The following is a 22362-nucleotide window of genomic DNA, read 5'->3' on the forward strand; positions in this document are numbered from 1 at the left end:
CACCCCCCCGTGACGGAGCCCGACTCCCCCCAGGTCAGGCACCGGCCCCTACGGCTCCGGGCCCGACAGCAGCACCAACGGCTGCCCCCGGGCACACGAAAGGGCCCTGCCGCTGCCGGCAGGGCCCCTCCCGTCCGTTCCGGAGAACGACGGGGAACGGTGGGCCGCCCCCACCCGGCGGACGTGCCCACGCGGCGAGCCGTCCTCACGCGGCGGATCGCCACGCCCGGTGGACCGTCCCGCACGGCGGGCGTCCGCGCCCGGTGGGCCGCCCCTCGCGGCGGCCTAGTGCGCCGCCGATTCCCAGTCCGTGCCCGCGCCGACCGACACGTCCAGCGGTGCTCGCAGCTGGACGGCGTGGGCCATCTCGTGGCGGAGCAGTTCCTCGACCGCCGCCCGCTCACCGGGGGCGATCTCCAGGACGATTTCGTCGTGGACCTGGAGCAGCATGCGGGACGTGAGGTCCGCCGCGCGCAGGGCGGCGTCCACCTTGAGCATGGCGATCTTGACGATGTCCGCCGCCGTGCCCTGGATCGGCGCGTTGAGGGCCATGCGCTCGGCCGCCTCACGGCGCTGACGGTTGTCGCTGTTGAGGTCGGGCAGATAGCGGCGGCGGCCGAAGAGCGTCGCCGTGTAGCCCGTCGCCCGTGCCTCGTCGACCGCGCGGCGCAGGTAGTCCCGGACGCCGCCGAACCGCTCGAAGTAGGCGTCCATCAGGCCACGGGCCTCGCCCGCGTCGATGTTCAGCTGCTGGGAGAGGCCGAACGCCGACAGGCCGTACGCGAGGCCGTAGGACATCGCCTTGATCTTGCGCCGCATCTCCGCGTCCACCGCGCCGGGCTCGACGCCGAACACCTGGGAGGCGGCCGTGGTGTGCAGGTCCTCGCCGGAGGTGAACGCCTCGATGAGACCCGCGTCCTCCGACAGGTGCGCCATGACCCGCAGCTCGATCTGGCTGTAGTCGGCGGTCATCAGGGACTCGAAGCCCTCGCCGACGACGAAACCGCGGCGGATGGCCCGGCCCTCGTCGGTGCGGACGGGGATGTTCTGGAGGTTCGGGTCCGTGGACGACAGCCGGCCGGTCGCGGCGACCGTCTGGTTGAACGTGGTGTGGATGCGGCCGTCCGCGGCGATCGTCTTGATCAGGCCCTCGACGGTGACCCGCAGCTTCGCCTGTTCGCGGTGGCGGAGCATGATGACCGGCAGCTCGTTGTCCGTCTGGCCGGCGAGCCAGGCCAGGGCGTCGGCGTCGGTGGTGTAGCCGGTCTTGGTCTTCTTCGTCTTCGGCAGCCCCAGTTCGCCGAAGAGGACCTCCTGGAGCTGCTTGGGCGAACCGAGGTTGAACTCGTGTCCGGCCGCCGCGTGCGCCTCCTTCACGGCCTGCTGGACGGCGCCCGCGAACATCTGCTCCATGGCCTCCAGGTGGGCGCGGTCGGCGGCGATGCCGTGCCGCTCCAGGCGGGCCAGGAGGGCGGAGGTCGGCAGCTCCATGTCGCGCAGCAGGTCGGCCGCGCCGACCTCCTCGAGCCGGCCGCGGAACGCCTCGCCGAGATCGACGATCGTGCGGGCCTGCACCATGAGGGCCTCGGCCTCGGCGCCGTCGTCCGCGCCGAAGGCGAGCTGGCCGTCGGCCGCGGCGGCGGGGGCCAGCTCGCGGCCCAGGTACTCCAGGGACAGCGCGTCCAGGTCGAACGAGCGGCGGCCCGGCTTGACCAGGTAGGCGGCCAGGGCCGTGTCCATCCCGACACCGGCGACGGACCAGCCGTGCTCGGCGAAGACCCGCATGACGCCCTTGGCGTTGTGCAGGACCTTGGGGCGGTCCTCGGCGGCGATCCAGGCCGCCCACGCGTTCTCGTCGGCCTCGTCCAGCTCCGCCGGGTCGAACCAGGCGGCCGCTCCCGCGGCGGCGGCGAGCGCGATCTCGGCGACCGAGCCCGCCCCCAGCGCCCAGGCGTCGACGGTGGCGACGCCGAGGGTGTCGGTGCCGTGCTCCGCGAGCCAGCCGGCCAGCTCGCCGGTGCCCAGCACCGTGCCGTCCAGCTCCACCCCACCGGTGATCACCGGGGTCGCCTCGGCCTCCTCGCCGCCCGGGTCGACGGCGAACAGCCGCTCGCGCAGGGACGGGTTCCTGATCTCCAGGGTGTCCAGGATCACCGCGATGGCCGTGCGGTCGTACGGGAGGCGCTCCAGGTCGACGACCGTCTTCGGCAGCTCGACGGTACGGACCATCTCGGTGAGGCGGCGGTTGAGCTTGACGGCCTCCAGGTGGTCGCGCAGGTTCTGCCCGGCCTTGCCCTTGACCTCCTCGACCCGCTCGACGAGCTCCGCGAACGAACCGAACTGGTTGATCCACTTCGCGGCCGTCTTCTCCCCGACACCGGGGATGCCGGGCAGGTTGTCGGACGGGTCGCCGCGCAGCGCCGCGAAGTCGGGGTACTGGGCGGGCGTCAACCCGTACTTCTCGAAGACCTTCTCCGGGGTGAACCGGGTCAGCTCCGAGACCCCCTTCGTCGGATAGAGCACGGTCGTGTGCTCGGACACCAGCTGGAAGGAATCGCGGTCACCGGTGACGATCAGCACCTCGAAGCCCTCGGCCTCGGCCTGGGTGGCGAGCGTGGCGATGACGTCGTCCGCCTCGAAGCCGTCCACCGCGAACCGGGACACGTGCATCGCGTCGAGCAGCTCGCCGATCAGCTCGACCTGGCCCTTGAACTCGTCGGGCGTCTTGGAGCGGTTCGCCTTGTACTCGGTGAACTCCTCGGAGCGCCAGGTCTTGCGGGACACGTCGAACGCGACCGCGAAGTGCGTGGGCGCCTCGTCACGCAGGGTGTTGGCCAGCATCGACGCGAAGCCGTAGATCGCGTTCGTCGGCTGGCCCGTCGCGGTGGTGAAGTTCTCCGCGGGGAGCGCGAAGAACGCGCGGTAGGCCAGCGAGTGCCCGTCCATGAGCATCAGGCGGGGCCGGCTGCCGGCGGGGGTGTCGGTCTTCTTCGCTGCTGTCTCTGCCACGCCCCCGATCCTGCCACGCCCCACTGACACTCTGTCCCGGCCGCCACGGCTCACGGGGTTCCCCGGGCCGCCGGCCGTGCGCCGCAAGCTTTGCTCCCGCCCGCCGCACCGCCCGCGGGTGAACGCCGTCGGTGCCTCGTGCGAGGATCGAGGAGGTGTGTGGCACAGGCGAGCGAAGGAGAGCGCGCGATGGCAACGAAGCCGCCCAAGGCCGATCCGGTCCAGGACGCTCCGCAGGTCGCCGGGCCGAAGCACGTCGCGGCGGGCCTGCCGGCCGTCGGCCACTCCTTGCGGGTCGCGCAGCAGCAGATGGGTGTGAAGCGCACCGCCCTGACCCTGCTGCGGGTCAACCAGAAGGACGGCTTCGACTGCCCGGGCTGCGCCTGGCCCGAACCGGAGCACCGGCACACCGCCGAGTTCTGTGAGAACGGCGCGAAGGCGGTCGCCGAGGAGGCGACCCTGCGCCGGGTCACCCCCGAGTTCTTCGCCGCGCATCCCGTCGCCGACCTCGCCGGCCGCAGCGGCTACTGGCTCGGCCAGCAGGGCCGTCTCACGCACCCCATGTACCTCCCCGAGGGCGGGGAGCGCTACGAACCGGTGACGTGGGAGCGCGCCTTCGACATCATCGCCGAGGAGACCGCCGCCCTCGCCTCTCCCGACGAGGCCGTCTTCTACACCTCGGGCCGCACCAGCAACGAGGCCGCGTTCCTCTACCAGCTCTTCGCCCGCGAACTCGGCACGAACAACCTCCCGGACTGCTCCAACATGTGCCACGAGTCGTCCGGCTCGGCCCTGTCGGAGACCATCGGCATCGGCAAGGGCAGCGTCCTGCTCGAGGACCTCTACCAGGCCGACCTGATCATCGTCGCCGGGCAGAACCCGGGCACCAACCACCCGCGCATGCTGTCCGCGCTGGAGAAGGCCAAGGCGGGCGGCGCGAAGATCATCAGCGTCAACCCGCTGCCCGAGGCGGGCCTGGAACGCTTCAAGAACCCGCAGACCCCCAAGGGCCTCACCGCGGGCGCCTCGCTCACCGATCTCTTCCTCCAGATCCGCATCGGCGGTGACCAGGCCCTCTTCCGCCTCCTCAACAAGCTCGTCCTGGACACCGACGGCGCGCTCGACGAGGCGTTCATCGCCGAACACACCCACGGCTTCCAGGAGTTCGCCGACGCGGCCCGCGCCGCCGACTGGGACGAGACGCTCACCGCGACCGGCCTCACGCGCGCGCAGATCGAGGAGACCCTGCGCATGGTGCTCGCCTCCGAGCGCACCATCGTCTGCTGGGCCATGGGCCTCACCCAGCACAAGCACTCCGTGCCGACGATCCGTGAGGTCGTCAACTTCCTTCTGCTGCGCGGCAACATCGGCCGGCCGGGCGCGGGCGTGTGCCCGGTGCGCGGACACTCCAACGTGCAGGGCGACCGCACGATGGGCATCTTCGAACGGCCCGCGCCCGCCTTCCTGGACGCCCTGGAGAAGGAGTTCGGCTTCGCGCCCCCGCGCGAGCACGGCTTCGACGTCGTGCGCGCCATCCGCGCCCTGCGCGACGGCGAGGCGAAGCTGTTCTTCGCGATGGGCGGCAACTTCGTCTCCGCCTCCCCGGACACCGAGGTCACCGAGGCGGCCATGCGGCGCGCCCGGCTCACGGTGCACGTGTCGACCAAGCTCAACCGCTCGCACGTGGTGACCGGCGCGCGGGCCCTGATCCTGCCGACGCTCGGCCGCACCGAACGCGACCTCCAGGGCGGGGGCGAACAGTTCGTGACCGTCGAGGACTCGATGGGCATGGTGCACGCCTCGCGCGGCCGTCTCGCGCCCGCGAGCGCGCATCTGCTGTCCGAACCCGCCATCGTCTGCCGTCTCGCCCGCCGCGTGCTCGGCGAGGACAGCAAGGTGCCGTGGGAGGAGTTCGAGAAGGACTACGCGACGATCCGGGACCGCATCGCGCGCGTGATCCCCGGCTTCGAGGACTTCAACGCGCGCGTGGCCCGCCCCGAGGGCTTCACCCTCCCGCACGGCCCGCGCGACGAGCGCCGCTTCCCCACCGCGACCGGCAAGGCCAACTTCACCGCGGCCCCGGTCGAGTACCCGAAGCTGCCCGAGGGCCGGCTGCTCCTCCAGACGCTGCGTTCGCACGACCAGTACAACACCACGATCTACGGCCTCGACGACCGCTACCGGGGCATCAAGAACGGCCGCCGGGTCGTCCTGGTCAACGCCGAGGACGCGCGCGACCTCCGGCTCGCCGAGGGCTCCTACGTGGACCTGGTGAGCGAGTGGCGCGACGGCGTGGAGCGGCGGGCGCCCGGCTTCCGGGTGGTGGTCTACCCGACCAGCCGGGGCTGCGCCGCCGCGTACTACCCGGAGACCAACGTCCTGGTCCCGCTGGACGCCACCGCCGACACGAGCAACACCCCGGCCAGCAAGTCGGTCGTCGTCCGTCTGGAACAATCGGCAACCGACTGAGCGTTTGCTTAAGTCACACCGCAGTGTGATCGACGATGTGATCGACGAACGGAGCCGGGCCCCATGGGCGAGCAGCAGCACGTGAAGTTCCCGCAAGAGGTCATCGACGAGTACGACGCCCTCGGCATCGACCTCCTGGCCCTCTTCTCCGCCGGACACCTCGGCAACCGCATGGGCGTGCAGATCATCGAGGCCTCCGCCGACCGGGTCGTCGGCACCATGCCGGTCGAGGGCAACACCCAGCCCTACGGCCTGCTGCACGGCGGCGCCTCCGCGGTCCTCGCCGAGACCCTCGGCTCGGTCGGCTCCATGCTGCACGGCGGCAGCACCAAGATCGCCGTCGGTGTCGACCTGAACTGCACCCACCACCGCGGGGTCCGCTCCGGCCTGGTCACCGGTGTGGCCACCCCCGTGCACCAGGGCCGCTCCACCGCGACGTACGAGATCGTGATCAGCGACGCGGAGGGGCGACGCGTGTGCACCGCCCGGCTCACCTGCCTCCTGCGGGACGTCCGGGCCGGTGACGGAGCGCAGGTGGCCACCGCGCAGTGACGGCGACCGCGCGATGAGGGCGACCGCGCGGTGACGGCAGGGCCGCCGCGGAGGGTCACGTGCGCGCGGCCGTTGCCCGCCGCCACCGCGGCGGCCTAGCGTCGGGGCATGACCACGGGAGGAGCCCCTCGGGCGGGGGCGGCGGGCCGTCTGCCCGCACCGGCGTTGCCCGCAGACTTACCGGCGGACCCGTCGGCGGCCTTGTCGCCGCCCCTGTCGGCGCCCCTGCCGACGCCCCTGCCGACGCCCCTGTCGGCAGCCCTGCTGGCCGCTCTGCTGGTGGCTCTGTTCGCGACCGGCTGCGGAGCGTCCGGGCGCGACGGCGCGAGCGGCACGGGGCCGCCGGCCGCGTCCCCGTCCGCACCCCCGTCGGGCTCCCCGTCCACCGCCTCGCCCGCGGAACTGTGCACCCGCATCGTCGCCCACTGGTCGCGCGAGGTCCTGGACAGCACCGCCTACGGGGACTACCAGTCGATGGGGCTGTCCAACGGGCAGTACGAGATCCTGCGGACCGTCGTGGACGCCGCGCGGGCCGTGAGGAAGAGCCAAGGAGCCGACGTGGCCGACGAGTTGATCGACCGTGAGGCGGGCCGGGGCTGCGCGGACCGGTACCGCTCCGGCGGCCCGACCGAGGGGCCCTGGCAATGAGCGGCGTGGGTCCCGTGGAGCCCGGCGAGGGCACGCACGCGTGGGACGCCCCCGACGCCGGCCGCACCACCGCGGCCGGCGTCGGCCCCACCGGCCCTGCCGACGCCGTCGACGCCGTCGACGCCGTCGCCCCGACTCCCGCCGCCCGCCTGTTCCATGGGCTCGTCCGCCACCGCGGCGCCCACCGCCGGGCCGTGTCGGCCGCCCTCGCCGCGGCGTTCCTCCTCGCGGGCGGCGGCTACCTCTGGGCGACCCGCCCGCACGAGGCCCAACAGGCCGCTCCCGCACCGCCGTTCCCGTCCCAGGTGGTGGACGTCAGCTACCTCGGCGAGGCCGCCGTGCCGCCCGACGCGCCACCCCGCACGTTCGCCTTCGACATGGTGCTCGGCGTGGAATCAGGACCGCCGGTCACCGTGACGCGGCTGACCCAGCCGTACGCCGGGCTTTCCCTGACCTCGGCCCCCCGCGCCCCCTTCAGGACGAAAGCGGGTTCCGTCCGCAAGGTCGTCATCACGATGCGCGTGACGGAATGCGGAAAAGTGCCGAAGAACGCCGGACTTCCTTTCCTGGACGTAACTCTACGTAATGCGCGCGCAATACAAGCTCACAGTTTCATCCTCGGCAGTCGCTATGCGCACGACCTCTCCGAGGCCGTACAAGTCGCCTGTAGCAACGAATCCGGTCATCACCAAAACACCTGAGACGCCTGAACGTTCCCTGGTGCGTCCTGCACGTTCTCAACATGTGGACAGGGCGAATCGGCCTGAATTCAGCTGTTCCACCCACCAAGTACCGCTCTGCATTACCTCGTGTCATAACAAGAGCGTCACAGCATCGGTCAGACCCTCCTCTCCGTCAGCTTCACCCGCTTAGAGTCACGCCCAGTCACCGCGCGGCTGGAATACCCCTTCGGCCCAGCGCTCGACTCGGCCTCTTCCAGGGGGGAGAGCCGCCCAGGGAAAGGACTGGAACGTGCGCCAACGTTCGCTCATCGCCATTACCGCCGCGCTGTCCGCGGGAGCACTCACCCTCACCGCCTGCGGCTCGCGCGACAGCGACGACAAGGGCTCCGACAGCGGTGGCACCACCGTCACCATCGGTATCGACGCCCCGCTGACCGGCGACCTGTCCGCGCTGGGCCTCGGCATCAAGAACTCTGTCGACCTCGCCGCCAAGACGGCCAACAAGCAGAAGTACGTCGACGGCGTCACCTTCAAGATCGAGGCGCTCGACGACCAGGCCCAGCCGTCCTCGGGCCAGCAGAACGCCACCAAGCTCGTCGCCGACAAGTCCGTCCTCGGCGTGGTCGGCCCGCTGAACTCCTCCGTCGCCGAGTCCATGCAGAAGGTCTTCGACGACGCCAAGCTCGTCGAGGTCTCGCCGGCCAACACCAACCCGGCGCTCACCCAGGGCACCGACTGGGCGAACTCCAAGAAGCGCGTCTACAACTCGTACTTCCGCACCGCGACCACGGACGCCATCCAGGGCCCGTTCGCCGCGCAGTACCTGATCAACGACGCCAAGAAGAAGAAGGTCTTCGTCATCGACGACAAGAAGACCTACGGCGCCGGCCTCGCCGGAACCTTCACCGAGGAGTTCAAGAAGCTCGGCGGCACGGTGGCCGGCACCGAGCACATCAACCCGGACAGCAAGGACTTCTCGGCCATCGCCACCAAGGTCAAGAACTCCGGCGCCGACGTCGTCTACTACGGCGGCGAGTACCCTCAGGCCGGCCCCCTGAGCAAGCAGATCAAGGCCGCCGGCGCCAAGATCCCCGTGGTCGGCGGTGACGGCATCTACAGCGCCGACTTCATCAAGCTGGCCGGCGCCACCGCCACCGGCGACCTCGCCACCTCCGTCGGCGCCCCCGTCGAGGAACTGGCCTCCGCCAAGGAGTTCGTCGCCAACTACAAGACCGAGGGCTACAAGGAGGCCTACGAGGCCTACGGCGGCTACTCCTACGACTCGGCCTGGGCGATCATCGAGGCCGTGAAGAAGGTCGTCGACGACAACGACGGCAAGCTTCCGGACGACGCCCGCGCCAAGGTCACCGCCGCCATGCAGAACGTCTCCTTCGACGGTGTGACCGGCAAGGTCTCCTTCGACGAGTTCGGTGACGCCACCAACAAGCAGCTCACCGTCTACGCCGTCGAGAACGGCGCCTGGAAGCCGGTCAAGTCCGGCACCTACTCCGGCTGACCCACCCCGCATCACACGAGCCGCGCGGGGCGCTGTTCCACTGGCGCCCCGCGCGGACTCACATCCGGACACATCCGTCGAAAACATCCGAACGTCTCGGAGGACATGCGGTGAACGAACTGCCGCAGCAGCTGGTCAACGGCCTGCTACTGGGATCCATGTACGGGCTGGTCGCCATTGGCTACACAATGGTCTACGGCATCGTCCAGCTCATCAACTTCGCCCACGGCGAGATCTTCATGACGGGCGCATTCGGGGCTCTCTCCGTCTACCTCTGGGTACTGCCGAACGGCACGACCATGTGGATAGCCCTCCCGCTCATGCTCATCGGCGCCATCCTCGTCGCCGTCCTCGTCGCCATCGGTGCGGAACGGTTCGCCTACCGCCCCCTGCGCGGAGCACCCCGTCTCGCCCCCCTCATCACCGCCATCGGCCTCTCCCTGGCCCTCCAGCAGGCGGTCTGGGCCTGGTACCCCGAGGCCACCTCCGCCCGCACCTTCCCCCAGATCGAGGGCGGCCCCTTCCACCTCGGCGACGTCACCATCCAGACCGGTGACATCTTCCTCCTCGCCGCCGCCCCCATCAGCATGGCCGTCCTCGCCTACTTCGTCATGAAGACCCGCACCGGACGCGGCATGCAGGCCACCGCGCAGGACCCGGACACCGCCAAGCTCATGGGCGTCAACACCGACCGCATCATCGTGATCGCCTTCGCCCTCGGCGCCGTGTTCGCCGCCATCGGCGGTGTCGCCTACGGCCTCAAGTACGGCCAGATCGACTACCGCATGGGCTTCATCCTCGGCCTCAAGGCCTTCACCGCGGCCGTCCTCGGCGGCATCGGCAACATCTACGGCGCCATGATCGGCGGCGTCGTCCTCGGCATCGCCGAAACCCTCGCCACCGCCTACATCGCCGACATCCCCGGCATGGACAAGTTCGGCAGCCAGTCCTGGGCCGACGTCTGGGCCTTCGTACTTCTCATCCTCGTACTGCTGTTCAGGCCACAAGGCCTGCTCGGCGAGCGCGTCGCGGACAGGGCGTGACACCGATGACCACACAGACCACCGCACCCGAGACCCCGAGCACCCCCGCCTCCGGGCCGGCCACCGGCCTCATCGGCATCCCGGCGCACCTCGGCCGCGCACTCGCCACCGGCGGCGGCGCACTCACCGTCGTCTCCACCTTCCTCGCCTGGACCTGGACCTCCGCCTTCCCCGGCGACCTCACCGTCTACGGCTACCCCGGCGGCCTCCAGGTCCTCGCCCTCATCGGCGGCGCCCTCACCACCCTCTTCGGCCTCTCCTCCTACGGAGTGAAGGGCCTGCGCTGGCTCACCCCGGCCGGCTCCGACGGCGCGATCAAGTTCGCCGCCCTCGCCGCCTTCGCCACCGTCTGGTACACGGTCATCGCGATCACCGTCGACCTCGGCGGCATCGTCAACCTCGAGCCCGGCGGCTACCTCGCCGCCCTCACCAGCCTCGCCGCCTTCCTCGGCGCCCTCGCCCTCCCCTTCGAGCGCCCCGAACCCGAACCCCACGACCCGGACGACACCGGCTGGGAACTCTTCCGCCACCGCCTCCGCGCCGCCCGGGACACCACCAAGGCAGCCTTCTCCAGCGGCACCGCCCGCCCCGTCGGCACCCTGCCCTCCTACGCCGAGATCCTGATCATCGTCGGCATCCTCGGCCTCGGCCTCACCGTCTTCACCTACGGCATCGGCACCGAGTACGACGAACTCTTCATCGGCTTCCTGATCACCGCCGCCTTCGGCTTCGCCGCACTCAACAAGGCCGGCCTCGTCGCCCAGGCCAGCCAGATCACCGCACGCCACCAGAACATCACCATCTGCGGCGCCTTCGTCGCCGCCGCGATGTTCCCCTTCACCCAGACCGACGACCAGTACGCCACCGTCGGCGTCTACATCCTGATCTTCGGCACCGTCGCCCTCGGCCTCAACATCGTCGTCGGCCTCGCCGGCCTCCTCGACCTCGGCTACGTCGCCTTCCTCGGCGTCGGCGCCTACGCGGCCGCCATGGTCTCCGGCTCCCCCAGCTCGCCCTTCGACGTGCACTTCCCGTTCTGGGCCGCCGTCCTCGTCGGCGCAGCCGCCTCACTCATCTTCGGCGTCCTCATCGGCGCCCCCACCCTGCGACTGCGCGGCGACTACCTCGCCATCGTCACCCTCGGCTTCGGCGAGATCTTCCGCATCACCGCCAACAACCTCGACGGCACCTCCGGCCCCGACATCACCAACGGCTCCAACGGCATCTCCTCCATCCCGAACCTCAACATCCTCGGGTTCGACTTCGGAGCCGAGCACGCCATCGCCGGATTCACCATCGGCCGGTTCGCCAACTACTTCTTCCTGATGCTGGTCATCACCGCCGTCGTCGTCCTCGTCTTCCGACGCAGCGGCGACTCCCGCATCGGCCGCGCCTGGGTCGCCATCCGCGAGGACGAGACCGCCGCCCTCGCCATGGGCATCAACGGCTTCCGCGTCAAGCTCATCGCCTTCGCCGTCGGCGCCTCCCTCGCCGGACTCGCCGGCACCGTCCAGGCCCACGTCACCTACACCGTGACCCCCGAGCAGTACCTCTTCGCCGGCCCCATCCCGCCCAACTCCGCCTTCCTCCTCGCCGCGGTCGTCCTCGGCGGCATGGGCACCATCAGCGGCCCCCTCATCGGCGCCGCACTGCTCTTCCTCATCCCCAACAAACTCCAGTTCCTCGGCGACTACCAGCTCTTCGCCTTCGGCCTCGCCCTCATCCTGCTGATGCGCTTCCGACCGGAAGGCCTCATCCCCAACCGGCGCCGCCAGCTCGAGTTCCACGAGGACGCGGAAGCTCCCACCGTCCTGACCAAGGCAGGGGCCTGACCACCATGACCACCGACACCACCACCAAGGACGCCCCTGTCGCCCCTGTCGGCGAGACGGTGCTCGACGCCCGCGGCGTCACCATGCGCTTCGGCGGCCTCACCGCCGTCCGCGACGTCAACCTCCACGTCAACGCCGGAGAGATCGTCGGCCTCATCGGCCCCAACGGCGCCGGCAAGACCACCTTCTTCAACTGCCTCACCGGCCTCTACATCCCCACCGAAGGCGAAGTCCGCTACAAGGGCACCGTCCTGCCGCCCAAATCCTTCAAGGTCACGGCCGCCGGCATCGCCCGCACCTTCCAGAACATCCGCCTCTTCGGCAACATGACCGTCCTGGAAAACGTCCTCGTCGGCCGCCACACCCGCACCAAGGAAGGCTTCTGGTCGGCCGTCCTGCGCCTCCCCTCCTTCCACCGCGCCGAAGCCGCCAGCCGCGAACGCGCCATGGAACTCCTGGAGTTCATCGGCCTGGAGAAGAAGGCCGACCACCTCGCCCGCAACCTGCCCTACGGCGAACAGCGCAAGCTCGAGATCGCCCGCGCACTCGCCAGCGAGCCCGGCCTCCTCCTCCTGGACGAGCCCACCGCCGGCATGAACCCCCAGGAAACCCGCGCGACCGAAGAACTCGTCTTCGCCATCCGCGACAAGGGCATCGCCGTCCTCGTCATCGAGCACGACATGCGCTTCATCTTCAACCTCTGCGACCGCGTCGCCGTCCTCGTCCAGGGCGAAAAGCTCGTCGAAGGCGACAGCGCGACCGTCCAGGGCGACGAACGAGTGGTCGCCGCCTACCTCGGCGAACCCTTCGAGAACGCCCCCGGCGACGAAGAAACAGCCGAAGTCGAGGCCGCCGAAGCGAACGCCGAGAGCGCCGCCACCCCGACGGACGCCGCGCCCGCCAAGGAGAACGACCGATGACCGCACTGCTCGAAGTCGAGGACCTCCGGGTCGCCTACGGCAAGATCGAGGCCGTCAAAGGCATCTCGTTCAAGGTCGAGGCCGGCGAGGTCGTCACCCTGATCGGCACCAACGGCGCCGGCAAGACCACCACCCTGCGCACCCTGTCCGGACTCCTCAAGCCCGTCGGCGGCCAGATCAAATTCAACGGCAGATCGCTGAAGAAGATCCCCGCCCACGACATCGTCTCGCTCGGACTCGCCCACTCCCCCGAGGGGCGGCACATCTTCCCGCGCATGACGATCGAGGACAACCTCCGCCTCGGCGCCTTCCTCCGCAACGACAAGCCCGGCATCGAAAAGGACATCCAGCGCGCCTACGACCTCTTCCCCATCCTGGGAGAGCGCCGGAAGCAGGCCGCCGGCACCCTGTCCGGCGGCGAACAGCAGATGCTCGCCATGGGCCGGGCGCTCATGTCCCAGCCCAAACTGCTCATGCTGGACGAGCCCTCCATGGGCCTCTCCCCCATCATGATGCAGAAGATCATGTCCACCATCGTCGAGCTCAAGGCCCAGGGCATGACCATCCTGCTCATCGAGCAGAACGCCCAGGCCGCCCTGTCGCTCGCCGACCACGGCCATGTCATGGAGATCGGCAAGATCGTCCTCTCCGGCACCGGCCAGGACCTCCTCCACGACGAGTCCGTCCGCAAGGCGTACCTCGGCGAGGACTGAGCACCCCCCTCGCACACGACGAGGCCCGCGCCCCTTCTCCGGGCGCGGGCCTCGTCCTTTGCTCTGCCGTGCTTGCTCAGCCCTTGGACGACTTCTTCTCGTCCGCGTCCTGAATGACCGCCTCGGCGACCTGCTGCATCGACATCCGACGGTCCATCGACGTCTTCTGGATCCAGCGGAACGCCGCCGGCTCCGTCAGCCCGTACTCCGTCTGGAGAATCGACTTCGCCCGGTCCACCAGCTTGCGCGTCTCCAGCCGCAGCGTCAGGTCCGCGACCTCGTTCTCCAGCTCCCGCAGCTCCGTGAAACGCGAGACGGCCATCTCGATCGCCGGGACGACGTCACTCTTGCTGAACGGCTTCACCAGGTACGCCATCGCCCCGGCGTCACGCGCCCGCTCGACGAGGTCGCGCTGCGAGAACGCGGTCAGCATCAGCACCGGCGCGATGCGCTCCTCGGCGATCTTCTCGGCGGCGGAGATGCCGTCCATCTTGGGCATCTTCACATCGAGGATGACCAGGTCCGGCTTGTGCTCACGGGCCAGCTCGATCGCCTGCTCACCGTCACCGGCCTCGCCGACGACGCTGTAGCCCTCCTCCTCCAGCATCTCTTTGAGGTCGAGGCGGATCAGGGCCTCGTCCTCGGCGATGACGACACGGGTCGTCAGCGGAGGCACGTGCGACTTGTCGTCGTCGGGCGCGTCCACGGGCTGGGGCGACTCGGGGGCGGTCACGGGAGCTCCTCGTTCAGGGCAGGGGTGCTGCTGACAAGAGCCTACCTAGCTGCGGTAAGGTAGTGACACAGCGGGTGACCGCTGACCTTCGTTTCGAAGGGGCCCCGGTAGCCCAGCGGTAGAGGCCATGGATTCAAAACCCATACAGCGTCGGTTCGAATCCGACTCGGGGCACTTTTCCTTGGTTCCCAAGGTCACGAAAGAAAAGCGGATGTTCCCGTTCTCGTGAACATCCGCTTTTTGCTGCGTGTCGTCGCGGCCTCCTGCTCAAAGTGGCGGCATGGAACAGCACAGTCCTTCGATTCGCGCCCAAGCCGTCGCACTCATGCGCCAAGGTGCGCCGAATCGTCTCGTGGCTGAGCATCTGAACATTCCGCGCGGCACCGTCGGCTGGTGGCGCAGCGAGGACCGCAAAGCCCGTGGCGAGAGATACGAACAGCCGACGGACTGCCCCAATTGCACCGGCCGCGAGTTCGATGAGATCGCATACGCCTACCTGCTCGGCCTGTACCTCGGCGACGGCCACATCGTCTCGAAAACCAAGCAGCACCGCCTCTCCATCTTCTGCAACGCCACGCAGACCGGCCTGATCGCGGCAGCCGAAGAAGCCATGCGCAAGGTGATGCCGCTCCCGAACGTCAGCCAGCGTCACAAGACTGGCTGCGTCGAGGTGAAGTCGTACACAAGGCACTGGACTTGTATGTTTCCCCAGCACAACCCCGGCAAGAAGCACGAGCGGCCCATCGTCCTCGAACCCTGGCAACAGGGCATCGTCGACGCCCACCCCTGGGAGTTCATCCGAGGTCTCATCCACTCCGACGGGTGCCGCATCACCAACTGGACGACCCGCATCGTTGCCGGTGAACCCAAGCGCTACGAATACCCCCGGTACTTCTTCACCAATGTCTCCGACGACATCCGGTAGTACTGACCCGGTCCCCCTACTTCGGGCTGTCGTCCTCTCCGACGTGGTGGACGCGGACCAGGTTGGTCGAGCCCGAGACGCCGGTGAGCGAACCCGCCGTGATGACCACCACGTCGCCCCTCTCGCAGCGGCCGTACCTCAGCAGCAGCTCGTCCACCTGGTCGACCATCGCGTCCGTCGAGTCCGCGTGGGGGCCGAGGAACGTCTCGACGCCCCAGGTCAGGTTCAGCTGGGAGCGGGTCGCCGGTTCCGGGGTGAAGGCGAGGAGCGGGATCGGCGAACGGTAGCGGGAGAGGCGGCGGACGGTGTCGCCGCTCTGGGTGAAGGCGACGAGGAACCTGGCGTCGAGGAAGTCGCCGATCTCGGCGGCGGCCCGGGCGACGGCGCCGCCCTGGGTGCGCGGTTTGTTCGAGGCGGTGAGCGGCGGGAGCCCCTTGGCGAGGATGTCCTCCTCGGCCGCTTCGACGATCTTCGCCATGGTGCGGACGGTCTGGATGGCGTGTTTGCCGACGCTGGTCTCGCCGGAGAGCATGACCGCGTCGGTGCCGTCGATGATGGCGTTGGCGACGTCGGAGGCTTCGGCGCGGGTGGGGCGGGAGTTCTCGATCATGGAGTCGAGCATCTGGGTGGCGACGATGACGGGCTTGGCGTTGCGCTTCGCCAGCTTGATCGCGCGCTTTTGGACGATGGGGACCTGTTCGAGGGGCATTTCGACGCCGAGGTCGCCGCGGGCGACCATGATTCCGTCGAAGGCGGCGACGATGTCGTCGATGTTCTCGACGGCCTGGGGTTTCTCGATCTTGGCGATGACGGGGAGGCGGCGGCCTTCGTCGTCCATGATGCGGTGGACGTCGAGGATGTCGCGGCCGCTGCGGACGAAGGAGAGGGCGATGACGTCGAAGCCGGTGCGCAGCGCCCAGCGGAGGTCGTCCTCGTCCTTCTTGGAGAGGGCGGGGACGGAGACGGCGACGCCGGGGAGGTTGAGGCCCTTGTGGTCGGAGATCACGCCGCCTTCGATGACGCGGGTGTGCACGCGGGGTCCGTCGACCTCTGTCACTTCGAGGCAGACCTTGCCGTCGTCGACGAGGATGCGTTCGCCGGTGGTGACGTCGGCTGCGAGGCCGGCGTAGGTGGTGCCGCACCTGTGGCGGTCGCCTTCCACGCCTTCCTCGACGGTGATGGTGAAGGTGTCGCCGCGTTCAAGGAGTACGGGGCCTTCGGCGAAGTTGCCGAGGCGGATCTTCGGGCCTTGAAGGTCGGCGAGGAGGCCGACGCTGCGGCCGGTTTCGTCGGAGGCCTTGCGGACGCGCTGGTAGCGCTCGTCGTGCTCGGCGTGGCCGCCGTGGCTGAGGTTGAAGCGGGCTACGTCCATTCCGGCGTCGACCAGGGCTTTGATCTGGTCGTATGTGTCGGTGGCGGGGCCCAGGGTGCAGACGATTTTTGCTCGGCGCATGTTTCGAGCTTATGTCTTACCGGTGGGTAGGGAATTCGGAGGGGCATGGCCGTCCAACAACCTTTGGGTGAAGGGTTGTTGTCGACTGCCGTCAATTAATAAATTGTGCGGGCTGCCGCTCTGATGAGCACTTTTCGTTTTTACCCCGGCTCTTGCGGGGGGCCTCCCCGAATGGATGAATTCACAGGCTCGGTGGATTCATCGTGAACTGTGCGCTGACCTCGGTGTGGATGTGGATGCGCTGGGGTTCGAGGTCGAGGGGTTCGGGTGCGCCGGCGTCCGTGTCGGGGGCTGCCATGGAGAAGCGGACGGCGCGGCGGTCGAAGGCGGCGCGGGGGCGTCCGCCGTCGGTGCCGGTGTCGGCGAGTTCGAGGAGGGCGGCGACGGTGGTGCCGAGTGCCTCGGCGTATTCGTGGGCTCGTTGTACGGCTTCGCGGACCGCTTGTTGCCGGGCTTGGCGGTGGACGGGTGAGGTGGGGCGGAGTTCCCAGGTGGGGCCGTCGATCCGGGTGAGGTCGAGGTCGGCGAGGCGGGTGGTGAGTTCGCCGAGGGCGGTGAAGTCGGTGAGTTCGGCGGTGAGGTGGATGGTGCCGTGGTAGGTGCGGACGCGTTCGCCGCGTCCGCGGTGGGTGAGTTCGGGGGTGAGGGTGAGGGTGCCGGTGGAGAGGTTCTCGACGGCGTCACCGTAGGACTTGATGAGGTCGAGGGTGGTGGTGTTGCGGCGGGTGAGGTCGTCGAGGGTGGTGCGGCGGTCGCGGCCGCGGGCGGTGAGGGTGATGCCGATGCGGGCGATCTCGGGGTCGACCTCGAGTTCGGCCTCGCCGCGGACGGTGAGGAGTGGTGCGTCGGGTGTGCCGTACGGGGGATTCTGCGGGGAGGTCATACGTCCCACCTTGTCATGGGTTTCCCCGTTGACCGGGGGCAGTTGACCGGTCTGGTCATCAGATCGAAACCTCCTGGACCTGTTGCCGTCGGTCGTGCCCGGGTCAGAATCTACGCGCGTCGTCAACCATCCCCGAGGAGCATGAGACATGCCGTTGAATCGCCGGAAGTTCCTGAAGAAGTCCGCTGTGACCGGGGCGGGGGTGGCGATCGCGGGTGCTGCCGCGGCTCCGGCGCGGGCCGCCGAGGCGAAGAAGCCGGGGAAGCCGGTCAAGCAGCCGAAGCGGTACGCGCTGACGGTGCTGGGGACGACGGACCTGCATGGTCACGTGTTCAACTGGGACTACTTCAAGGACGCGGAGTACACGGACGCGGCCGGTAACGCGCAGGGGCTGGCGCGTATCTCGACGCTGGTGAACCAGATCCGTGCGGAGAAGGGGCGCGAGAACACGCTGCTGCTGGACGCGGGTGACACGATCCAGGGCACTCCGCTGACGTACTACTACGCGAAGGTGGATCCGATCACCGCCAAGGGTGGTCCGGTGCACCCGATGGCGCAGGCGATGAACGCGATCGGGTACGACGCGGCGGCGCTGGGCAATCACGAGTTCAACTACGGTATCGAGACGCTGCGGAAGTTCGAGTCGCAGTTGCGGTTCCCGCTGCTGGGTGCGAACGCGGTGGACGCGAAGACGCTGAAGCCGGCGTTCCCGCCCTACGTGATCAAGACGTTCTGTGTGAAGGGCGCGCCGCCGGTGAAGGTGGCGGTGCTGGGGCTGACGAACCCGGGTATCGCGATCTGGGACAAGGCGTATGTGCAGGGCAAGCTGGCGTTCCCGGGGCTGGAGGAGCAGGCGGCGAAGTGGGTGCCGAAGCTGAAGTCGCTGGGTGCGGATGTGGTGATCGTGTCGGCGCACTCGGGTTCGTCGGGTACGTCGTCGTACGGTGACCAGTTGCCGTACGTGGAGAACTCGGCGGCGCTGGTGGCGCAGCAGGTGCCGGACATCGACGCGGTGCTGGTGGGTCACGCGCATGTGGAGATTCCGGAGCTGAAGGTCGTCAACGCGAAGACCGGGAAGACGGTCGTGTTGTCGGAGCCGTTGGCGTACGCGGAGCGGCTGTCGGTGTTCGATGTGGAGCTGGTGTTCGAGAAGGGGCGGTGGACGGTGGAGTCCGTCGCTTCGAAGGTGCTGAACTCCAACTCGGTGGCGGACGACCCGAAGATCACGAAGCTGCTGGGTGACGAGCACGCGAAGGTCGTGGCGTACGTCAACCAGGTGGTGGGTACGGCGACGGAGACGTTGACGACGGTGGAGGCGCGGTACAAGGACGCGCCGATCATCGACCTGATCACGAAGGTGCAGGAGGACGTCGTCAGGGCGGCGCTGGCGGGTACGTCGTACGCGTCGCTGCCGGTGATCGCGCAGGCGTCTCCGTTCTCGCGTACGTCGGAGATCCCGGCGGGCGAGGTGACGATCCGGGATCTGTCGAGCCTGTACGTGTACGACAACACGCTGGTGGCGAAGTTGCTGACGGGTGCGCAGGTGCGGGCGTACCTGGAGTACTCGGCGCAGTACTTCGTGCAGACGGCGGCGGGTGCGGTGGTCGACACGGAGAAGCTGACGAACGCGGCGGGGCGTCCGGACTACAACTACGACTATGTGTCGGGTCTGGTGTACGAGATCGACATCGCGCAGGCGGCGGGTTCGCGGATCAAGAACCTGACGTACAACGGGGTGGCGTTGGACGATGCGCAGCAGTTCGTGCTGGCGGTGAACAACTACCGGGCCAATGGTGGTGGCGCGTTCCCGCATGTGGCGTCGGCGCAGGAGTTGTGGGCGGAGTCGACGGAGATCCGTACGCGGATCTCGGAGTGGGTGACGGCGAAGGGTGTGCTGGATCCGAAGGACTTCGCGTCGGTGGACTGGGAGCTGACGCGTGACGGTACGCCGGTCTTCTAGGGTTTCCGTGCGCGTGTAGTGCTGTGGTGCGGTGGGCGGTGTTTCGGGTGGTGGCCGGGTCGGTCACCGCGGGAGCACCGCCTTTCGCGTACGCGGTCTTTCGTGGGTCTGGAGGGTGCTGAACTGCGGGTGGCGTGCTGGGGGATGTGGGCCGTCCGGTGCCGGCCCGGTGCTCATCGTCGGTCGACGAGGGGGGTGAGGGTGGGTGCCTGTCGGGCTGCGGGGACTCGGGGTTGTGGTTGTTCGAGTCCGAAGGTGGTGAAGGCGGTGCGGGTGGGGAGGGGGTAGGTCTCCTTGCCGGTGAGGGTGTTGAGGATGGTGGCGGCGCGCCAGGCGGCGAGGCCGAGGTCGGGGGCGCCTACGCCGTGGGTGTGGCGTTCGGCGTTCTGGACGTAGACGTTGCACCCGGTGGCGGTGATGGAGGGGTCGAGGACGAGGCGGAAGTGTTCGTCGACGCGGGGGCGTTCGCTGTTGTCGCGGCGGATGTAGGGGTCGAGGCCGGCGAGGATGCGGTCGAGGGTGCGTTCGCGGTGGCCGGTGGCGAGGACGACGGCGTCGGTGGTGAGGCGGGTGCGGGTGTCCTGCTGGAGGTGTTCGAGGTGGAGTTCGATCTTGGTGGTGGCGATGCGTCCGGCGGTGCGGACGCGGACGCCGGGGGTGAGGACGGTGTCGGGCCAGCCGCCGCCGAGGGTGCGTCGGTAGAGCTCGTCGTGGATGGCGGCGAGGGTGGTGGTGTCGATGCCTTTGTGGAGTTGCCACTGGGCGGTGGTGAGGCGGTCGCGGGTGCTTTCGGGGAGGGAGTGGAAGTAGCGGGTGTAGTCGGGGGTGAAGTGTTCGAGGCCGAGTTTGGAGTACTCCATGGGGGCGAACGCGTCGGTGCGGCCGATCCAGTGGAGTTGTTCGTGGCCGGCGGGGCGGTGGCGGAGGAGGTCGAGGAAGACTTCGGCGCCGGACTGTCCTGATCCGACGACGGTGATGTGGCCGGCGGCGAGGAGGGTGTCGCGGTGGGTGAGGTAGTCGGCGGCGTGGACGACGGGTACGCCGGGGGCGTCGACGAGGGGGCGCAGGGCGTCGGGGACGTAGGGCTCGGTGCCGATGCCGAGGACGACGTTGCGGGTGTGGGTGCGGCCGAGGGCTTCGGCTTCGCCGTCGGCGTCGAGTTGGGTGTGGTCGACTTCGAAGACGTCGCGTTCGGGGTTCCAGCGGACGGCGTCGGCCTGGTGGCGGAAGCGGAGTCCGGGGAGTTGGTCGGCGACCCAGCGGCAGTAGGTGTCGTATTCGGCGCGGGGGGTGTGGAAGCGCTCGGCGAAGTAGAAGGGGTAGAGGCGGTGGTGGGTCTTGAGGTAGTTGAGGAAGGTCCAGGGGCTGGTGGGGTCGGCGAGGGTGACGAGGTCGGCGAGGAAGGGGACTTGGACGCGGGCGCCGTCGATGAGGAGGCCGGGGTGCCAGTCGAAGCGGGGGCGTTGTTCGTAGAAGACGGTGTCGAGTTCGGCGAGGGGGTGGGCGAGGGCGGCGAGGGAGAGGTTGCAGGGGCCGATGCCGATGCCGACGAGGTCGCGGGGGGTGTCGGCGCCGGGGTGGGGGGTGTGTTCATCGGGGGGTGTTTCCTTCCACCAGGTCGAGGAGGGCGGCCAGGTCGTGGGGGCGGGTGTGGGGGTTGAGGAGGGTGGCTTTGAGCCAGAGGCGCCCGTCGAGGCGGGCTCGGCCGAGGACGGCGCGGCCGTGGGTGAGGAGGCGGCGGCGTATCTCGGCCACGGCCTGGTCGGTGGCGCCGGTGGGGCGGAAGAGGACGGTGCTGATGGTGGGTGGGGCGTGGAGTTCGAGGCCGGGGTGTGCGGTGACGAGGTCGGCGAACGCGTGGGCGTGGGAGCAGACCTGGTCGACGAGGGCGCCGAGGCCGGTGCGGCCGAGGGTCTTGAGGGTGACGGCGATCTTGAGGGCGTCGGGGCGTCGGGTGGTGCGCAGGGAGCGGCCGAGGAGGTCGGGGAGGCCGGCTTCGGTGTCGTCGTCGGCGTTGAGGTAGTCGGCTTGGTGGTGGAGGGCGGTGAGGTCGTGTGCGTCGCGGGCGGCGAGGAGGCCGGCGGCGACGGGTTGCCAGCCGAGTTTGTGCAGGTCGAGGGTGACGGTGTGGGCGGTGTCGAGGCCGGTGAGGAGGGGGCGGTGGCGGTCGCTGAAGAGCAGTCCGCCTCCGTAGGCGGCGTCGATGTGCAGGCGGGCGCCGTGGGTGCGGCAGAGCGCGGCGATGGCGGGGAGGGGGTCGATGAGTCCGGCGTCGGTGGTGCCCGCGGTGGCGGCGACGAGGAGGGGGCGGCCGGGCAGGGTGGTGAGGGTGTGGGTGAGGGCGGTGGGGTCGAGGGTGCCGGTGGGGGTGGGGATGACGACGGGTGCGGGGAGGCCGAGGAGCCAGGCGGCGCGGGGCAGGGAGTGGTGGGCGTTGGCGCCGCAGACGAGGGTCAGGGCGGGGCCGTGGGTCTCGCGGGCGAGGAGGAGGGCGAGTTGGTTGGCTTCGGTGCCGCCGGTGGTGACGACCGCGTCGGCCATGCCGGCGTGTGCGGCGAGGGTCCGGGTGAGGAGTGCCTCGATTTCGGAGGCGGCGGGTGCCTGGTCCCAGGAGTCGAGGGAGGGGTTGAGGACGGAGGCGGCGAGGTCGGCGGCGGTGGCGACGGCGAGGGGTGGGCAGTGCAGGTGGGCGGCGCAGAGGGGGTCCGCGGGGTCGGCGGCGCCTTCGGCGAGGGCGTGGACGAGGGTGGTGAGGGCTCGGGGGTCGCCTTGTTCGGGGAGCAGGTCTCCCACGGCGTGGCGTACGCGGGCGGCGACGGCCCGGGGTCCGCCGGCGGGGAGTGGTCCGCCGCGGGCGCCGCTGCCGGTGGTGAGGGCGTCGAGGACGGTCGTGAGCAAGGGCCGTAGGGCGTCGGGGCCTTCGGGTCCTGAGGCGAGGGGTGGCATGCTCACGGGGCTCCTCCGGGGGCGCGGGGCGGGTGGCCGCAGCGGGGAGTGCAAGCTTGTCGGGGATCGCGGGGGCG

General features: G+C 69.5%; 16 protein-coding genes, 1 tRNA gene and 1 pseudogene. 12 read left to right on the forward strand and 6 right to left on the reverse strand.

Translation table 11 applies throughout. The annotated features are described in order from the left end of the window. Positions 1 to 285: 285 nt before the first annotated feature. Positions 286 to 3009 (reverse strand): DNA polymerase I, encoded by a 2724-nt coding sequence (gene polA / locus AOQ37_RS25510; RefSeq protein ID WP_062647258.1) that lies wholly within the window; start codon positions 3007 to 3009, stop codon positions 286 to 288. Positions 3010 to 3198: 189 nt separating this feature from the next. On the opposite strand from polA, the gene AOQ37_RS25515 reads away from it, so the two are divergent. The 9 genes from AOQ37_RS25515 to AOQ37_RS25555 all read left to right on the forward strand — a co-directional run bounded on the left by AOQ37_RS25515 (position 3199) and on the right by AOQ37_RS25555 (position 13385). Beyond that, positions 3199 to 5478 carry an FdhF/YdeP family oxidoreductase gene (locus tag AOQ37_RS25515; protein WP_062647260.1) on the forward strand — a complete coding sequence of 760 codons (2280 nt, stop codon included), beginning with the start codon at positions 3199 to 3201 and terminating at the stop codon, positions 5476 to 5478. A gap of 63 nt (positions 5479 to 5541) precedes the next feature. Further along, positions 5542 to 6030 carry a PaaI family thioesterase gene (locus AOQ37_RS25520; protein ID WP_062647261.1) on the forward strand — a complete coding sequence of 163 codons (489 nt, stop codon included), beginning with the start codon at positions 5542 to 5544 and terminating at the stop codon, positions 6028 to 6030. A gap of 108 nt (positions 6031 to 6138) precedes the next feature. Next, positions 6139 to 6678 carry a hypothetical protein gene (locus AOQ37_RS25525; protein ID WP_306305216.1) on the forward strand — a complete coding sequence of 180 codons (540 nt, stop codon included), beginning with the start codon at positions 6139 to 6141 and terminating at the stop codon, positions 6676 to 6678. Further along, positions 6675 to 7379, forward strand: coding sequence for a hypothetical protein (locus AOQ37_RS25530; protein WP_062647263.1), 705 nt, complete (start codon positions 6675 to 6677; stop codon positions 7377 to 7379). The genes AOQ37_RS25525 and AOQ37_RS25530 overlap by 4 nt, the downstream gene beginning before the upstream one ends. A 271-nt stretch (positions 7380 to 7650) precedes the next feature. Next, entirely contained in the window at positions 7651 to 8877 is a 1227-nt protein-coding gene (locus AOQ37_RS25535) for a branched-chain amino acid ABC transporter substrate-binding protein (protein ID WP_062647265.1), read from the forward strand. Positions 8878 to 8987: 110 nt separating this feature from the next. Beyond that, positions 8988 to 9920: a branched-chain amino acid ABC transporter permease gene (locus tag AOQ37_RS25540; protein ID WP_062647266.1), complete on the forward strand. Its 933-nt coding sequence runs from the start codon at positions 8988 to 8990 to the stop codon at positions 9918 to 9920. Positions 9921 to 9925: 5 nt separating this feature from the next. After that, on the forward strand, positions 9926 to 11752 hold the full coding sequence (locus AOQ37_RS25545) for a branched-chain amino acid ABC transporter permease (RefSeq protein WP_062647268.1): 1827 nt from the start codon (positions 9926 to 9928) through the stop codon (positions 11750 to 11752). 5 nt (positions 11753 to 11757) lie between these two features. Then, a complete protein-coding gene (locus tag AOQ37_RS25550; RefSeq protein WP_062647270.1) occupies positions 11758 to 12672 on the forward strand; it encodes an ABC transporter ATP-binding protein in 915 nt (304 codons plus the stop codon). Beyond that, positions 12669 to 13385: an ABC transporter ATP-binding protein gene (locus AOQ37_RS25555; protein WP_062647271.1), complete on the forward strand. Its 717-nt coding sequence runs from the start codon at positions 12669 to 12671 to the stop codon at positions 13383 to 13385. Before AOQ37_RS25550 ends, AOQ37_RS25555 begins: the two co-directional genes overlap by 4 nt. 76 nt (positions 13386 to 13461) lie before the next feature. Here AOQ37_RS25555 and AOQ37_RS25560 read toward each other — a convergent pair whose 3' ends face one another. Further along, positions 13462 to 14118 carry an ANTAR domain-containing response regulator gene (locus tag AOQ37_RS25560; RefSeq protein ID WP_020131824.1) on the reverse strand — a complete coding sequence of 219 codons (657 nt, stop codon included), beginning with the start codon at positions 14116 to 14118 and terminating at the stop codon, positions 13462 to 13464. A 101-nt stretch (positions 14119 to 14219) separates the two neighbouring features. On the opposite strand from AOQ37_RS25560, the gene AOQ37_RS25565 reads away from it, so the two are divergent. Beyond that, positions 14220 to 14292, forward strand: a tRNA-Leu gene (locus AOQ37_RS25565). A gap of 106 nt (positions 14293 to 14398) precedes the next feature. After that, positions 14399 to 15040, forward strand: a pseudogene (locus AOQ37_RS25570) (helix-turn-helix domain-containing protein); the annotation flags it as partial. A gap of 19 nt (positions 15041 to 15059) precedes the next feature. Here the strand turns inward: AOQ37_RS25570 and pyk are convergent. Both pyk and AOQ37_RS25580 read right to left on the reverse strand, forming a co-directional pair. Further along, complete coding sequence (pyk, locus tag AOQ37_RS25575) at positions 15060 to 16496, reverse strand: pyruvate kinase (RefSeq protein ID WP_062647273.1); 1437 nt, start codon at positions 16494 to 16496, stop codon at positions 15060 to 15062. 181 nt (positions 16497 to 16677) lie between these two features. Then, positions 16678 to 17379, reverse strand: a complete 702-nt coding sequence (locus tag AOQ37_RS25580; RefSeq protein ID WP_062647275.1) for an SIMPL domain-containing protein — start codon at positions 17377 to 17379, stop codon at positions 16678 to 16680. A 148-nt stretch (positions 17380 to 17527) separates the two neighbouring features. Here AOQ37_RS25580 and AOQ37_RS25585 point away from each other — a divergent pair, with 148 nt between their 5' ends. Further along, positions 17528 to 19339 (forward strand): bifunctional metallophosphatase/5'-nucleotidase, encoded by a 1812-nt coding sequence (locus tag AOQ37_RS25585; protein WP_062647277.1) that lies wholly within the window; start codon positions 17528 to 17530, stop codon positions 19337 to 19339. Positions 19340 to 19512: 173 nt separating this feature from the next. Here the strand turns inward: AOQ37_RS25585 and AOQ37_RS25590 are convergent, their stop codons facing one another. Both AOQ37_RS25590 and AOQ37_RS25595 read right to left on the reverse strand, forming a co-directional pair. Continuing rightward, positions 19513 to 20883 (reverse strand): lysine N(6)-hydroxylase/L-ornithine N(5)-oxygenase family protein, encoded by a 1371-nt coding sequence (locus AOQ37_RS25590; protein ID WP_062647279.1) that lies wholly within the window; start codon positions 20881 to 20883, stop codon positions 19513 to 19515. 46 nt (positions 20884 to 20929) lie between these two features. Beyond that, positions 20930 to 22291 carry a pyridoxal phosphate-dependent decarboxylase family protein gene (locus AOQ37_RS25595; protein WP_107085295.1) on the reverse strand — a complete coding sequence of 454 codons (1362 nt, stop codon included), beginning with the start codon at positions 22289 to 22291 and terminating at the stop codon, positions 20930 to 20932. Positions 22292 to 22362 lie beyond the last annotated feature (71 nt).

This window comes from Streptomyces maremycinicus (assembly GCF_001184025.1).
Lineage (GTDB): Bacteria > Actinomycetota > Actinomycetes > Streptomycetales > Streptomycetaceae > Streptomyces > Streptomyces maremycinicus.

What these genes read in the sequence shown, in the direction of transcription:
- AOQ37_RS25515 (WP_062647260.1), top strand. Translation starts at nt 3,199, where the DNA reads ATGGCAACGAAGCCGCCCAAGGCCGATCCGGTCCAGGACGCTCCGCAG.
- AOQ37_RS25520 (WP_062647261.1), top strand. Translation starts at nt 5,542, where the DNA reads ATGGGCGAGCAGCAGCACGTGAAGTTCCCGCAAGAGGTCATCGACGAG.
- AOQ37_RS25525 (WP_306305216.1), top strand. Translation starts at nt 6,139, where the DNA reads ATGACCACGGGAGGAGCCCCTCGGGCGGGGGCGGCGGGCCGTCTGCCC.
- AOQ37_RS25530 (WP_062647263.1), top strand. Translation starts at nt 6,675, where the DNA reads ATGAGCGGCGTGGGTCCCGTGGAGCCCGGCGAGGGCACGCACGCGTGG.
- AOQ37_RS25545 (WP_062647268.1), top strand. Translation starts at nt 9,926, where the DNA reads ATGACCACACAGACCACCGCACCCGAGACCCCGAGCACCCCCGCCTCC.
- AOQ37_RS25550 (WP_062647270.1), top strand. Translation starts at nt 11,758, where the DNA reads ATGACCACCGACACCACCACCAAGGACGCCCCTGTCGCCCCTGTCGGC.
- AOQ37_RS25555 (WP_062647271.1), top strand. Translation starts at nt 12,669, where the DNA reads ATGACCGCACTGCTCGAAGTCGAGGACCTCCGGGTCGCCTACGGCAAG.
- pyk (WP_062647273.1), bottom strand. Translation starts at nt 16,496, where the DNA reads ATGCGCCGAGCAAAAATCGTCTGCACCCTGGGCCCCGCCACCGACACA.
- AOQ37_RS25580 (WP_062647275.1), bottom strand. Translation starts at nt 17,379, where the DNA reads ATGACCTCCCCGCAGAATCCCCCGTACGGCACACCCGACGCACCACTC.
- AOQ37_RS25585 (WP_062647277.1), top strand. Translation starts at nt 17,528, where the DNA reads ATGCCGTTGAATCGCCGGAAGTTCCTGAAGAAGTCCGCTGTGACCGGG.